12 protein-coding genes and 1 pseudogene are annotated in these 13,001 nt (G+C 61.1%); 9 read left to right on the top strand and 4 right to left on the bottom strand.

Features of this window, described 5'->3' with window-relative positions; translation table 11 throughout:
* Positions 1-199: 199 nt before the first annotated feature.
* The 4 genes from ACD590_RS12265 (at position 200) to ACD590_RS12250 (ending at position 4,707) form a co-directional block, all read left to right on the top strand.
* Positions 200-2,017 carry a methyl-accepting chemotaxis protein gene (locus tag ACD590_RS12265; protein ID WP_026188429.1) on the top strand — a complete coding sequence of 606 codons (1,818 nt, stop codon included), beginning with the start codon at positions 200-202 and terminating at the stop codon, positions 2,015-2,017.
* A gap of 151 nt (positions 2,018-2,168) precedes the next feature.
* A complete protein-coding gene (locus tag ACD590_RS12260) occupies positions 2,169-3,479 on the top strand; it encodes an extensin-like domain-containing protein (RefSeq protein WP_439002634.1) in 1,311 nt (436 codons plus the stop codon).
* Between the two features lie 136 nt (positions 3,480-3,615).
* A complete protein-coding gene (locus tag ACD590_RS12255; protein WP_003560309.1) occupies positions 3,616-3,963 on the top strand; it encodes a hypothetical protein in 348 nt (115 codons plus the stop codon).
* Between the two features lie 123 nt (positions 3,964-4,086).
* Positions 4,087-4,707, top strand: coding sequence for a hypothetical protein (locus tag ACD590_RS12250; RefSeq protein WP_018242479.1), 621 nt, complete (start codon positions 4,087-4,089; stop codon positions 4,705-4,707).
* Positions 4,708-4,732: 25 nt separating this feature from the next.
* Here the strand turns inward: ACD590_RS12250 and ACD590_RS12245 are convergent, their stop codons facing one another.
* A complete protein-coding gene (locus ACD590_RS12245) occupies positions 4,733-5,530 on the bottom strand; it encodes a class I SAM-dependent methyltransferase (protein WP_439002633.1) in 798 nt (265 codons plus the stop codon).
* Positions 5,531-5,798: 268 nt separating this feature from the next.
* Between ACD590_RS12245 and ACD590_RS12240 the strand changes: the two genes are divergently transcribed.
* Together ACD590_RS12240 and ACD590_RS12235 are read left to right on the top strand one after the other, a co-directional pair.
* Entirely contained in the window at positions 5,799-6,194 is a 396-nt protein-coding gene (locus ACD590_RS12240; RefSeq protein WP_047621029.1) for an Ohr family peroxiredoxin, read from the top strand.
* Between the two features lie 117 nt (positions 6,195-6,311).
* Positions 6,312-7,355, top strand: coding sequence for a DUF3095 family protein (locus tag ACD590_RS12235; protein ID WP_047621028.1), 1,044 nt, complete (start codon positions 6,312-6,314; stop codon positions 7,353-7,355).
* 40 nt (positions 7,356-7,395) lie between these two features.
* Here the strand turns inward: ACD590_RS12235 and ACD590_RS12230 are convergent, their stop codons facing one another.
* Complete coding sequence (locus ACD590_RS12230; protein WP_168331922.1) at positions 7,396-7,812, bottom strand: NUDIX hydrolase; 417 nt, start codon at positions 7,810-7,812, stop codon at positions 7,396-7,398.
* Positions 7,813-8,043: 231 nt separating this feature from the next.
* Between ACD590_RS12230 and ACD590_RS12225 the strand changes: the two are divergent.
* Positions 8,044-9,330 (top strand): annotated as a pseudogene (locus ACD590_RS12225) (epoxide hydrolase family protein).
* Between the two features lie 32 nt (positions 9,331-9,362).
* On the opposite strand, the gene ACD590_RS12220 reads toward ACD590_RS12225, so the two are convergent.
* Together ACD590_RS12220 and ACD590_RS12215 are read right to left on the bottom strand one after the other, a co-directional pair.
* Positions 9,363-9,836 (bottom strand): MarR family winged helix-turn-helix transcriptional regulator, encoded by a 474-nt coding sequence (locus ACD590_RS12220; RefSeq protein ID WP_439002632.1) that lies wholly within the window; start codon positions 9,834-9,836, stop codon positions 9,363-9,365.
* Between the two features lie 145 nt (positions 9,837-9,981).
* Positions 9,982-11,037 (bottom strand): GlxA family transcriptional regulator, encoded by a 1,056-nt coding sequence (locus ACD590_RS12215; protein ID WP_193446587.1) that lies wholly within the window; start codon positions 11,035-11,037, stop codon positions 9,982-9,984.
* 149 nt (positions 11,038-11,186) lie between these two features.
* On the opposite strand from ACD590_RS12215, the gene ACD590_RS12210 reads away from it, so the two are divergent.
* Both ACD590_RS12210 and ACD590_RS12205 read left to right on the top strand, forming a co-directional pair.
* Positions 11,187-12,065 (top strand): ABC transporter substrate-binding protein, encoded by an 879-nt coding sequence (locus ACD590_RS12210; RefSeq protein ID WP_439002631.1) that lies wholly within the window; start codon positions 11,187-11,189, stop codon positions 12,063-12,065.
* A 181-nt stretch (positions 12,066-12,246) separates the two neighbouring features.
* Positions 12,247-12,999 (top strand): amino acid ABC transporter ATP-binding protein, encoded by a 753-nt coding sequence (locus ACD590_RS12205; RefSeq protein WP_047610405.1) that lies wholly within the window; start codon positions 12,247-12,249, stop codon positions 12,997-12,999.
* Positions 13,000-13,001: the final 2 nt, after the last annotated feature.

Below are 13,001 nucleotides of genomic sequence, written 5' to 3'. Positions count from 1 at the left end.
CCGGGTGCTAGAGGCAGCCGGCGGGAAAAATCTTGCCGCCTTTGCCGATTGAAATTTCATTCGATTTCAAATGGTTGAATTTTACGGCTGTCACCTGACCTTACGTTATTTAATTGCCTTCTAATTAAGCTTTACGCTCCAGTAATTCCGGCAATTCAGAATGCGATCGATCTCAAATACAAGAATCGCCGGGAACCTCATGCGCAACGTCAAGATTTCCACCCGTCTCTACTGCCTCGTCGGATTCACGCTTGCCGTGCTTGCGGCGACGATGGTCTTCTTTCTGAACTATTCTTATTCCGAGCTGGAAGCGGAGCGGAAGGCGGGGCTGGCGCAAATGGATGCGACGGCGCTCGGCATCTTCGACAAATATTACAAGATGGAACAGGCGGGCACGATGACCCGCGAACAGGCGCAGGCGGCCGCCAAGGACGTGATCGGCGCGATGCGCTACGGCGCCGACGGTTATTTCTGGATCAACGACATGCGTCCCACCATGGTGATGCACCCGATCAAGCCGCAGCTGAACGGCACCGATATCTCCCAGATGAAGGATCCGACGGGCAAGTTCCTGTTCGTTGAGTTCGTCAACAAGGTGAAGAAGGACGGCAAGGGCTTCGTCGATTATCTTTGGCCGAAGCCGGGCGCCGACCAGCCAGTGCTGAAGTATTCCTATGTCGCCGGTTTCGAGCCCTGGGGCTGGATCGTCGGCACCGGTGTCTATGCGGATGATCTTGCCGCGCTCTATCGCCAGAACGCGATGTGGGCCGCAGTGCTCTGCCTGCTTGGCGCCGCCGCCACGATCGCGATCGCCTATGCCATCGTGCGCAGCGTCACGGCGCCGATCGCCCGGCTGAAGGCAGCGATGAACGCGATTGCCGCCGAAGAAGCATCGGTGGAGATCGCCGGCAGTGACCGTCGCGATGAGATCGGCCAGATGGCCAAGGTGCTGCTGGTGCTGCGCGACTCCGTCGATGAGCGTAGCGCGCTGCGCGGGCGGGAAGACGATAGGCAGCGGCAGATCGAGGAAGAGCGTCGCGGCAACGAGGCAAGTCTGCGTTCGGCGTCCGAGCGGCAAACTCTAGCGATGCAGGCGCTCGGCGTCGGCCTGGAGAAGCTTGCGGGCGGTGACCTGACGGTTGCGATCGGCGATATCGGCGAGGATTACGCCAAGCTGAGGGGCGATTTCAACGCCGCTGTCGATGCACTGAACGGCGTGATCCATGCGATCGCCGAATCGAGCCATGTCGTCAACGAAAGCGCTTCCGACATCAGCGAGGCGACCGGCAACCTGTCGAAGCGCACGGAGCAGCAGGCGGCCGCACTCGAAGAGACGGCGGCAGCGCTCGACGAGATCACCGCGACGGTCAAGACGGCATCCGAACGGGCGAACGAGGCGCGCGAGATGGTGGCCGAGACCAAGGCAAGTGCCGGAAAATCCGGCGAGATCGTCCGCAATGCGGTGACCGCGATGGGCCGGATCGAGGATTCCTCCAACCGCATTGGTCAGATCATCTCGGTCATCGACGAGATCGCCTTCCAGACGAATCTTCTGGCGCTGAATGCGGGCGTCGAGGCCGCACGTGCCGGCGAAGCGGGCCGCGGCTTTGCGGTCGTTGCGCAAGAGGTGCGCGAACTCGCCCAGCGTTCCGCCAATGCGGCCAAGGAGATCAAGGAACTGATCAGCCGATCGGCGACGGAAGTCGAGGGCGGGGTGGCGCTGGTGCGCTCGACGGGCGAAGCGCTGCTGGAAATCGAGGCGCTGGTCAATCAGGTTAACGACCACGTCGCCTCGATCGCCACGGCGGCACGCGAGCAGTCGACCGGGCTGAACGAGATCAACGGTTCCGTCAACCATATGGATCAGATGACCCAGCAGAATGCTGCAATGGTCGAGGAGACGACGGCGGCAAGCCGCACGCTCGCCGACGAGAGCACCCAGCTGAAGACGCTGCTTGCGAATTTCCGCCTGCGCGGGGAGCAGTCAGCAGGAACCCGATACACACGGGCAGCGTGAGGAAGCGGAGAGATCAAAGGCCGGGAAACCGGCCTTTTTCAATTCCGTCGCGTTCAGATTGTGCCGGTAAGTTTTCATTCACCGTTTTTAATTAAAATTAGAGTGAGTTTTTTCGGTCACTGCCCAGCCAGCCTGCGGAAGCGATAAGAGTATGGCGTTTGTTTCCTTTCCTCGGCGAACCCTTTTGCCCGTTATCCTTTCGGCGGCGCTGACCACCTGTTCGATCAGCGACGGACTGGTGCCGCCGGCCAATGTCGACAACGGCACCAGGGTCAGCTCGATCTCGCCCGCGCGGGCGCCAGCGGCGCGCATGGCGCCCTCGGTCCGAATGGCACCTGTGGAAAGTCAGGCCTCCTATCCGATTTCCAGCGCGCCCGTTGGCCAGGGCTCCGTCGATTACCTTGACACGCCGAACCTTGCCGGTACCGGCCACGCTGCACGAGCCGCTCCGCCGCAAACCGCACCGGGGCGCAAGCTGCCGATGATCGACAGTGACGAGGCGCTGGCGCAGCAGAACCAGAACTGGGGCGGCACGCAGGATCTTGCGATCCCATCCGGCGGCGTCAACATGGATGATGAGCTCGGGGCCGAGCCGGTCGTCGGGCTGGCGCAGGAACAACAGCAGCAGATCGCCGAGGGCAATGCCACCGAGCCTGTTGTCGACGGCATCGGCACCGAAAATCCGACGCAGCTCAACCAGCCTATGCGCCAGCCCGCGCAGCAACCAATGCCGCAGCCGGCTGCGCAGACGCAGATGAGCCGGGCGCCCGCCTGGAACGACGGCAGCCCGGTGGTGGCGCCGACCCGTGTTCCCGAAGAGGACGAGAGCGAAGAGGTCGCGATGCTGCGGCCGAACAATCCGATGATGAGCGAGCCGGCGGCACCCGTCGATCCCAGCGTCATGCCATCGTCCGAGCTTGCCTGCCGGCGCGAGCTGAAGCGCATGGGCGTGCTCTTCGACGACAAGCCGCCGATTTCGAACGGCCCGGCCTGCCAGGTGCCTTATCCGGTGTCGCTGAAGGGGCTTTCCGGCAATATCGGCGTCCGCCCGGCTGTAACGCTGAACTGCCAGGTGACGCTCGCCTTCGCCAAATGGGTCAAGAACGAACTGGCACCGTCCGCCCGCTACCGTTACTGGTCCGGCATCAAGACGATCCAGCCGCTCGGCGGCTATTCCTGCCGGCGCATGAACAACAGCCGGCAGAAATACAATCCGATGTCGGAACACGCCCGCGGCAACGCCATCGACGTCGGCAAGTTCGTGCTGAAGAACGGCCACGAGATCGACGTGCGCAAGAAGGGCCTGTTCTCGCTGCGCGAGGGGCGGCTGCTGAAGGCGGTGCGCAGCGACAGCTGCCGCTATTTCAACACCGTGCTGGGGCCTGGCAGCAACCCGGAGCACTGGAACCACTTCCACTTCGATCTTCGCTCCCGCAAAAGCGGCAAGGCCTATTGCGACTGATGCATGTCCTCCTGAACCATGCGGCGGATGCTGATGTTGCGGCCGCAATTGGGCCGGCTGGCAGAAAACGGTTCATCCCCGCCGCAGGGCACGCTATAGATCGGCCAGGCGGATTGCCGTTTCGAGAGTTTGATCCATGAGCTATGATTTCCACGTCGGCCAGAAGGTCGTCTGCATCAACGATACCTTCAAGCATGTCAGCATCGACCAGCTCATCCGCAAAGGCGAGATCTATACGATCCGCTGGGTGGGCGAATATACCCATTATATCGACGGCACCTTCATCGGGGTGAAGCTTGCGGAAATCAATCGCGGCAATGACGACGGGCCGGAGGGTTATGGTGCTGCCGACATGCCCTATCGCGCGACGCGCTTCCGGCCGTTGGTGAAGGACAAGATCGGATCGCTGCGCAAACTTCTGGCCCCGACGCCCGATGCGCCGGTGGAACCGAAGGAAAAAATCAGGAAGAAAGAGAAGGTCTGAGCGCCGCTCGGCGACATCGGCATTTCCCCGACTTTATGCGCGCGACATCAACGCCGTGATGACGCGATTGTGCCTTCAGGGTGCCTGTGCAACAGTCCGCGTCGGACATGTTGAGGAGGGGCCGTGAGACCGATTTCGAGAATTCTGGCGCTTTGCGCCGCCATCGCCATCATGATCTCGGCAGCGGGGGCGGCGTCAGCCGATCCGCTGGTTTTCAACTATCATGGATGGCAGGTCGATCTCACCAACGCCAAGGGCGCGGAGCCCGACCGGGAGATGGTCGCGGCCGTCAAGCGGCAGCTCGACATTGTCGAGCATGTCGATCTTAAACCCGATGTTCTCACCTTCATGCGCACGATCAGGATCTGGGCCAACCCAGCCGCCGCAAAAGCCGGGCCCGGCCATTACAGCAGCAAGACCGGCATCGACCTGCGCGTCAAAAGTCTTGCGCCCGACAAGCCGATCATCCTGCATGAACTTCTGCATGCCTACCACGACCGGATGCTTCCGGGCGGATTCGACAATCCCGATGTCAAGCAATTCTTCGATATCGGCCGGCGGGTCTGGCCGGGCGATTCCTACATGATGAGCAATGGTCACGAGTTCTTCGCGGTCACGGCCAGCGTCTACCTGTTCGGTGACATCGATCGGCCGCCTTATTCGCGCAGCCAGCTGCGAGAGCAGCAGCCGCGATACTACCAGTGGCTCGCCACGCTGTTCGACGACGGCCGGCCGCGCTCGTAACGTCGCAGCAGATGCAGTGATCGGATCAGGCCGTCTTCCTGCTCAAGAACAGCGCAGTTTCCTTGCGGACCTCAAGCACGCCGTTGCACTGCCTGAACGCATCGGCAATGGCTTGACGGAACCTGGTGAGCTGCAGTTCGCCGGCGCCATCGCCGGGTGGATAGGAGGTGAGCGCCAGGAATACATCCTCGGGCTCAGTGATCCGCAGGCTTGCCGGATGCTGCGACATGCTCACGTTTCCAAATTGCGACCGCATCAATCGTTCGGCAGCGTCATATCCGAAGGCTTCGGCAGCCGGATCGGATGGGGCACTGCCGAATATGGTCGTTAGCTCGTAGATCTCGCGCATATTGCCGGCGCCGTTGGTTGTGACCGCGAGTAAGCCGCCTGGTTTCAGCACTCTTGACATGTCCGCGATGCCGGCGGCCGGGTTGGGCAGGTGATAGAGCATATGCATCGCGACCACGGCATCGAACACGCCATCTTCGAAGGGGAGCGCGGCTGCGTCGGCTTGGCAACCCCGGACGGAGCCGAATGGCAGGGCGCTGCAACGCGCCACCGCCTCGTCGACCATGCCTTGTGAAAGGTCGGCGAGCGTCAGGTCAAGATTCTCCGGCAGCAGACCTGCCGTTGCTGCCCAGAACCAGGCCGGCCCGCAGCCGACGTCGAGGACACGAGCGCCTGGCTTCAGGGACAACCGCGCCGCAACCCATGGAAACCAGGCCGTCTCGGCGATGGTGTATTGGCTGTGCAGCCGAGCCCGCGCGGTGAGCTTCCGGCTGTCCCCATACTGTCCCGCATTGTCTGCTGTTATGGAGGACATGTCATCTCTGCGGGCTTTTCACGGGCGCCACCTCGCGCTTGCCGGCAGAACCTATAGGGGGCTCTGTTCCCGGGCAAGACGTGACTTTGCTCAGCGGGTAGGTCTGCTCGCGCAGCTGCCGTCGAGGATTGCCTTGATGTGATGGGTTTGGCGGAGAAACAAATCGTATCCGATTAAATCGGAATGTTGTTGACATCGGTTTTGGTGCGGCGTATTAGAGCGCATCCGATTTAATCGTATGCGTAATAAAAACCGAAAGGATATCACCATGACCGAGAAGCTTCTCTTTACCGGCAAAACCCACATCTCCGGCGGCCGCAACGGCTCTGCACGCAGCAGCGATGGCACGATCGACATCAAGCTGCCGCAACCGCATCCAGCTGCCGAAAACCTGTTCGGCATCGCCTGGTCGGCCTGCTATATCGGCGCCATCGAGTTCGCCGCCTCGCAGCGGAAGATCACGCTGCCGGCCGGTCCCGAGGTCGATGCGGAGATCGATCTTAACGTCGATAACGGTTCCTTCTTCCTCAGGGCGCGCCTCAATGTCAGCCTGCCCGGCATCGATCGCGACGTCGCGCAGGAGCTGATCGAGGCAGCCCATGGCATCTGCCCTTATTCCAAGGCGACACACGGCAATATCGACGTCGAAACCAAGCTTGTCTGAGCGCGGAAGGGTAGACCTCACCGCCAGAGGATTTGATGCTGAGGGCCTGCCGATCGCCGGCAGACCCCTTCCTGAGATAGCAGGCACCGGAAATCTTGCCGATCTGGAGAATACGCCATGATCAATAGCCACGCCCAACCGCACCAGGCCTATGACGAGTTTTCGCTCGTGCTCGATCCTGATGTCTATGAGCCGTTGCCCGATGACTGGCTGATCGGCATCACCGACGTCGTCAGCTCGACCGCGGCGATCCGGTCAGGGCGCTATGAAGACGTCAACTATGCCGGCGCATCTGTTATCGCGGCGCTCGGCAATGCCTGGGGTTCGTTCGATTTCCCCTTCGTGTTTCGTGGGGATGGGGCGGCATTCGCCTTGCCGCCGCACGGCATCATGGCCGCGACCTCGGCGTTGCGGCAGGTCGCGAGCTTTGCAAGAAGCGATCTCGATCTTTCCCTTCGGATCGGGCTGCTGACCGTGCGTGAAATCCGCAATAGTGGGCGCGACGTCAGAATTGCCCGCTATGCGGCTTCGGAAAAAGCGACCTATGCGATGTTTGCAGGGGGAGGGCTCAAATGGGCGGAGCAGCAGATCAAGAGCGGCCGGTATCTGGTCAAGCCGGGCCGCTACGCGACGAAGCCTGATCTGGCTGGCCTCAGCTGTGACTGGACCCCGTTCCCAAGCCAACGTGGCGAGATCCTGTCGCTGCTGGTCGAGCCAAGCGACCATATCAGTCCCGAGGTCTTTGCGGCGCTGGGGAAACGTGTGCTTGCGGTTTTCGATGCCGCGCCGCGCCAGTCTCATCCGCTTCCCGGCGGTGTTCCTTTGTCAGGAGAAAGTGGGAAGCAGGTCGATGCGAAAGGCTGGTCGGAGGTCGCCGCCAATTCGGATTTCCGCAAGTTCGACGACGGTTTGCGCCTGACGCTGGACTGCACGCCGGAACAGATCGACAGGGTCGAAGCGATCCTCGTTCCGGCAAGGGCGCGCGGCGAGATCAACTTCGGACTGCACCGCCAGTCGCATGCGCTGATGACTTGTCTCGTGCCATCGGACAGGCCGGATTCGCACCTGCATTTCCTCGACGGGATGGGCGGCGGTTATGCGAGGGCGGCCGAGATGATGGAGGCTGGTGCGCTTGGCGACGTCCAGCATCATGCGCGCTGAAACCCGTTCAGCCGGCGAGACGTCGTGACCGCCAAGAGACCTAAGCGGGTGTGCCTGGTTCCCGCATGGCCAGGTTTGCCAGCATCTCAGTGAGCTGAGGCAAGGCCAATTCGGCTTCTTTTTCTATCGCGGCGGCGGTGAACCATCTGAGCTCGGTGTGTTCATCACCGATAAGTCGCGGCCGGCCGTGCCATTTATCGACGTGATAGACATGGAACGTGACGGATGCTTCGGGCGGGCCTCCCGATCCGAACCGTCCTGCAAACTGCCAGAGCTCCGGCGTCACGCCTATTTCTTCCATCAATTCCCGGCACATTGCCGTCTCGGCGTCTTCACCCTCTTCGATATGGCCGCCCGGGAGGCTCCAGCGATCCGGGTGCACCTTGCGCTCCGAACTGCGCCTGGCCAGAAGAACGGTTCCGTTCCGGCTCAAGACGCCCATCGCGATGTCGGGCATGCATTCTCCTCTCCTCATCAATCTCGCGCCGATGCTGCCCGCAGCCACGGCTCTTTGCAATGACCAGTCGTCCATCGAGACAGTCGAGGTACAGCCTGACAGGGTAAGTTGACCCCTGTATTGCCCGGGCGCATAGTCCCCGGACAGACGCGAATGACCTGCTGCTGCGAACGAGGTCGGTCAGTCGATCTTCGTCCGTTTCCGAACAGATCAAACGGAGAGGAGAGCGTCATGCCACCCACATCCCTATCAACGCCCACGCGGCGCGAGCTGCTTGCGGCCACGGCCGCCGCCGGAGCCATGACCATGCTTGCAGGGACGCGCATCGCGCAGGCGAATGGTGATGGGCTTATCCCCTTCAGCGTCAATTTTCCCGAGGATCAGCTTGACGATCTGCGCCGGCGCGTCGTGGCCACCCGTTGGCCTGACAGGGAGACCGTCGCGGACGATACCCAGGGCGTGCAGCTTGCGACAATCCAGAAACTCGCGAAACATTGGGCGACGGATTACGACTGGCGCAAGATGGAGGCGCGGCTCAATGCTTTGCCGCAATTCATCACCGAGATCGACGGGCTGGATATCCACTTCATTCACGTGCGCTCCCAGCACAAAAATGCGCTGCCGTTGATCGTCACACATGGGTGGCCTGGCTCGGTCATCGAGCAGCTGAAGATCATCGAACCGCTCACGGATCCCACGGCGCATGGCGGGAGCGAAGAGGACGCATTTGACGTGGTGATCCCGTCTTTGCCGGGCTACGGCTTTTCCGGGAAACCGACGGGGTCGGGGAACTGGAACCCGCCGCGCATCGCGCACGCCTGGGTGACGCTGATGCAACGTCTCGGCTACACGAAGTTCGTGGCGCAGGGTGGCGACTGGGGCAACGCGGTCACCGAATTGATGGCGGTGCAGGAGCCGCCGGGATTGCTCGGCATCCACACGAACATGGCGGCCACGGTTCCGGCTGACATCGCCAAGGCTCTTGCCGCCAGCCGACCTGTCGCCGGACGAAAGGCGCGCCTTCGATCAGCTCGACGATTTCTACAAGAATGGGCTGGGCTATGCCATCGAGATGAACAACCGGCCGCAGACGCTTTACGGCATCGTCGACTCGCCGGTCGGGCTTGCGTCGTGGATGCTCGATCACGACATCCGCAGTTACCGGCTAATCGCCCGCGTTTTCGACGGAGAGCCCGAGGGGCTGACCAAGGACGATATCCTCGACAACGTCACGCTCTACTGGCTGACGAACCCGCAATCTCCTCGGCACGCCTCTATTGGGACAACGCGCACCATCCGTCGGGCGGGTTCTTCGACCCCAGGGGCATCAAGATCCCGGTGGCGGTCAGTGCTTTTCCCGATGAGATCTACCAGGCGCCGCAGAGCTGGGCGGAGAAGGCCTATCCGAAGCTCATCCACTACAACCGGCTGCCGAAGGGCGGTCACTTCGCCGCCTGGGAACAGCCGATGGCTTTCACTGCCGAGCTTAGGACGGCGTTCCGGCCGCTGCGGCAGTAGACCCGGCCCGGATCAGGCGACTGATGCCGCGATCACGATTTCCCCGGTTCGCCCTGCGTTGACCGCAGCAGGTTGTCGCGTAGCGTCGTCACCGATTTCTGCACGACGGGAAAGTCGTCGCCGAGGCCGATGGCGCCAAGCAGCGCGTTGCCGGGATCGGTTTCAACCAGTTGGCGTCCTGCCGGCGTCAGGCTGACCCGCACCTGCCGTTCATCGGCGGGATCGCGGTGACGGGTGATAAAACCATTCGACTCCAGCTTCTTGAGGATGGGAGTCAGGGTGTTGGATTCGAGGAACATCTTTTCCCCCAACACGCCGACGGTCTGGTCGTCCTCTTCGGAGAGGGCCACCATAGCGATATATTGGGTGTAGGTCAGGCCAAGCTCGTCCAGGATTGGCTTATAGGCGCGGCCGAAGGCGAGATTTGCCGAATAGACCGCGAAGCACAGGAAATTCGAAAGTTTCCGGTCGTCCTTGCCCGCCGGCGGGGAGGCGGGCGCGGGCATATCCGGCCCCTTAGCTGCTTTAGATGTCGGCATCGGTCCATCCTGTCCGGGCTTTCTAACGATGAGACCTATATAAATCGTATCCGATTAAATCGCAATGGTGTCGAAGTCGGTTTTCGATCCTGCCGTGGTGACCCGACAAAGATCAGCGGAAACTCCTGGGAGGCTTCCCATACTTCTTGCGAAAAGCGGTCGCGAAATGGGCGGAGTCGGAGAATCCGATTTCAAAGGCGATCGCCGTCATGGGCAGTGGGCTATTTTCGACCAGAAAACGGCCATAGCGCAATCTCGTCTCGACGATAAAGCGCTTCGGGGTCATGCCGATATTGTCCTGGAAGAGACGCGCGAACTGGCGTGGCGACAGGCCGACCATAGAGGCCACCTGTTCCGGTGAGACGTCGCGGCCTTTCCGACTCTCGATGAGAACGACGGCTCGCTGTATGCGCGAATCTTCTGTGCGGCGAAATGTTGTGGCGCGGCCGTGATCGAAGACGCTCATGTGCTTCTGCTCCGTGAGCGAAAGCTGGTGCACCGCCTTAGCCGCCCGATCCGGTCCGCAATGCGTGCGGATGAGTTCAGTCATCAGCGACAGGATCGATACGCCGCCAGGCACGGTAATGCGACCGTTTTCGATCAGGAAATCATCGCGCGTGGAGAAGGCAAGACGCGGAAAGGCAATCCGGAAATCCTCCGCATGAAACGGATGAACGCACGCCTTGCGTCCGGCAAGCAGTCCTTCCTGCGCCAAGACGAAGGCGCCCGTGCAAACACCAATTACCGGGACACCTGCCGATGCCGCCACCCTGAGATAGTCGCGATGCTTGCTGGGTGCAGCGCGCAGATGTGGCAGGAGGCCACCGATAACCACGACGTAGTCGAAGTCGGTCGGGTTGGTGTAGGGCGCATCGGCATGAACCCGGATGCCGCAGCTGGCGACCGCTGCATGGCCCGGAGCCCCCATGATCGACCAGCGACAATGTAATGGGCGGGAATTGTCGGCAAAGTCCGCCGCATGCCTGAGAGGCTCGACGATACCCGTCAGCGACATCATCGGGAAGGTCGGCCAGAGGAGAATGCCGACGGAGAGATCGGCCTTTCGGTCGCGTGCGACCAGAAGCCGCTCGGCCCAAAGATCGTCGAGCCAGCGCACATAGTCTGGCTCGCCGGCGGATGCTTCAGGAGGTTGCTCGGATGTGATCATGGCGCAGCCATGTCCTTTTTTCAAAGAAAATGTCTGATTTATAAAATTCAGGCGCGGTCTTCAGTGTCAAGTTTCTTCTCGTCGAACGCGACATCCGGGGAGCAGAAACCACCGGACCGGGGAACCAACAAATCAAGGATCACAGAACAATGGCACTTTCTCTTTCGAGAAGGATGGTGACGTGCGCTCTGCTGGCAGGCAGCTTCATGTCCCTTTCATCTATCGCCAATGCTTTCGAACTTGCCGAGCAGGGCAAGCTGACGGTTGCCTTCACCGGCGACATGCCCGGCTCCGGCTGGCAGGACGGGAAGCTGATAGGCTACGACGGTGAAATCATGCAGCGCATTGCCGACAAGCTCGGCCTCAAGATTGAGCCGGCGCTCATGGAATGGTCGGGTACGATCGCCTCCGTTCAGTCAGGCCGCGTCGACGTCATGCTCGGCACCATGGGCTGGACCGAAAAGCGTACGAAGATCATGAGTTTGTCTGAGCCGATCCACTACTTCAAAAATGGCATCATGCAATCGACGAAGACGAGTTGGGACAAGCTTTCCGATTTGGAAGGCAAGAAGATCGGCACGATCACCGGCTTTTCGTTCATTCCGGAATTGAAGAGCATCAAAGATCTTCAGCTCTCGCTCTACGACACGTCCGACGCGGCCGTGCGCGATCTTATTGCCGGGCGCATCGACGCGGTCATCGGCGATCCGCCGGTGGTCTCCTATGCCATCAAGCAGAACCCTGATTGGAAAATGCACTTCCTTGCCTTCACCGATAACAGCCCGGACTTCCCGCTGCTGACCGGTCTCGGCCAGGTGGTCTATGGCCTCAATCAGAAGAACGACGATCTGCGCCAGAAGATGGACGCCATCATCGCTGACATGTGGAAGACTTGCGAGATGAAGGAAATCGGCGCCCGCTACGGATTGTCGTCGGATGTCTGGTTCAAGCCGGTGGGCCAAAACTTCCGAGCCGGCGTCGATCGCCCGGCAGATTACAAGCTGCCGTCTTGCGCAGCTGGCGGCTGAACGGCCGTGCGGACGGAAGCTGCACGGCAGCTTTCGTCCACCCTCTTCGCCTACTGCATAATTCCTTAAATCGGAATCGATTTCAGGAGAAAATTATGCAGCAATTCAAAGTGCTACAGCGTCCTTGGCGCGTCTGAAAAGACGCGCGGCGCCGTAGATATAGTCGCATAAGGAAACGGCGATGAATGCGCTTCTCAGCGTTGCAGGCCTGCGCAAGAGCTATGGTCCTATCGAAGTTCTCAAAGGCATCGATTTCGATGTCGCGCCAGGTGAGAAGATTGCCCTGATCGGCCCATCCGGCTCTGGGAAATCCACCTGTCTGCGCTGCATGAATTTTCTGGAAAAGCCCAGTGCCGGCGAGATCCGCCTCGACGGCGAGCGCATCGGCGTGCGCAACGGCCATGTCATGAGCGACCGGCAACTTGCACCGCAGCGCGCCGAGATGGGCATGGTCTTCCAGCTCTTCAATCTCTGGCCGCATCTGTCGGTGACGGAAAACGTGGCGATCGCGGCGCGCAAGGTGCGCGGCCTGCCTGCTGCCGAGGCCCGCGAACTGGCGTTGGAGATGTTGGCCAAAGTCCATATGACGCACCGCGCCGACGCCTCACCGCTCGAACTGTCCGGTGGCCAGCAGCAACGTGTCGCGATCGCGCGGGCGCTTGCCCAGAAGCCAAAGCTCATGCTGTTCGACGAGCCGACATCCGCACTCGATCCCGAACTGGTCCAGGAGGTTCTGAAAGTGATGGAGGAGCTGGCAGCCGAAGGGCGCACGATGCTGATCGTCACGCACGAGATCGCGTTTGCGCGCGACATTGCCGATCGCGTCCTGTTTCTTGACGGCGGCACCATCGTCGAAGCCGGGCCGGCGCGCCAGGTCATAACCGCTCCCCGCGAAGCGCGCACGCAAGCGTTTCTCAACAAGATCCGGCACTAGGC

The sequence above is a fragment of the Rhizobium sp. 862_C5_N1_2 genome (assembly GCF_051811205.1).
GTDB classification, from domain to species: domain Bacteria; phylum Pseudomonadota; class Alphaproteobacteria; order Rhizobiales; family Rhizobiaceae; genus Rhizobium; species Rhizobium leguminosarum.
Note: the sequence above shows the minus strand (reverse complement) of the source record. Positions and strands in the feature narration are given on the sequence as shown.

Excerpts from the sequence above, each read along its gene's own strand:
- ACD590_RS12240 (WP_047621029.1), top strand. The coding sequence starts at position 5,799 with ATGACCGAGAAGCTTCTCTTTACCGGCAAAACCCACATCTCCGGCGGC.
- ACD590_RS12220 (WP_439002632.1), bottom strand. The coding sequence starts at position 9,836 with ATGCCCGCGCCCGCCTCCCCGCCGGCGGGCAAGGACGACCGGAAACTT.
- ACD590_RS12265 (WP_026188429.1), top strand. The coding sequence starts at position 200 with ATGCGCAACGTCAAGATTTCCACCCGTCTCTACTGCCTCGTCGGATTC.
- ACD590_RS12205 (WP_047610405.1), top strand. The coding sequence starts at position 12,247 with ATGAATGCGCTTCTCAGCGTTGCAGGCCTGCGCAAGAGCTATGGTCCT.
- ACD590_RS12235 (WP_047621028.1), top strand. The coding sequence starts at position 6,312 with ATGATCAATAGCCACGCCCAACCGCACCAGGCCTATGACGAGTTTTCG.
- ACD590_RS12245 (WP_439002633.1), bottom strand. The coding sequence starts at position 5,530 with ATGTCCTCCATAACAGCAGACAATGCGGGACAGTATGGGGACAGCCGG.
- ACD590_RS12255 (WP_003560309.1), top strand. The coding sequence starts at position 3,616 with ATGAGCTATGATTTCCACGTCGGCCAGAAGGTCGTCTGCATCAACGAT.
- ACD590_RS12210 (WP_439002631.1), top strand. The coding sequence starts at position 11,187 with ATGGCACTTTCTCTTTCGAGAAGGATGGTGACGTGCGCTCTGCTGGCA.
- ACD590_RS12260 (WP_439002634.1), top strand. The coding sequence starts at position 2,169 with ATGGCGTTTGTTTCCTTTCCTCGGCGAACCCTTTTGCCCGTTATCCTT.
- ACD590_RS12230 (WP_168331922.1), bottom strand. The coding sequence starts at position 7,812 with ATGCCCGACATCGCGATGGGCGTCTTGAGCCGGAACGGAACCGTTCTT.
- ACD590_RS12215 (WP_193446587.1), bottom strand. The coding sequence starts at position 11,037 with ATGATCACATCCGAGCAACCTCCTGAAGCATCCGCCGGCGAGCCAGAC.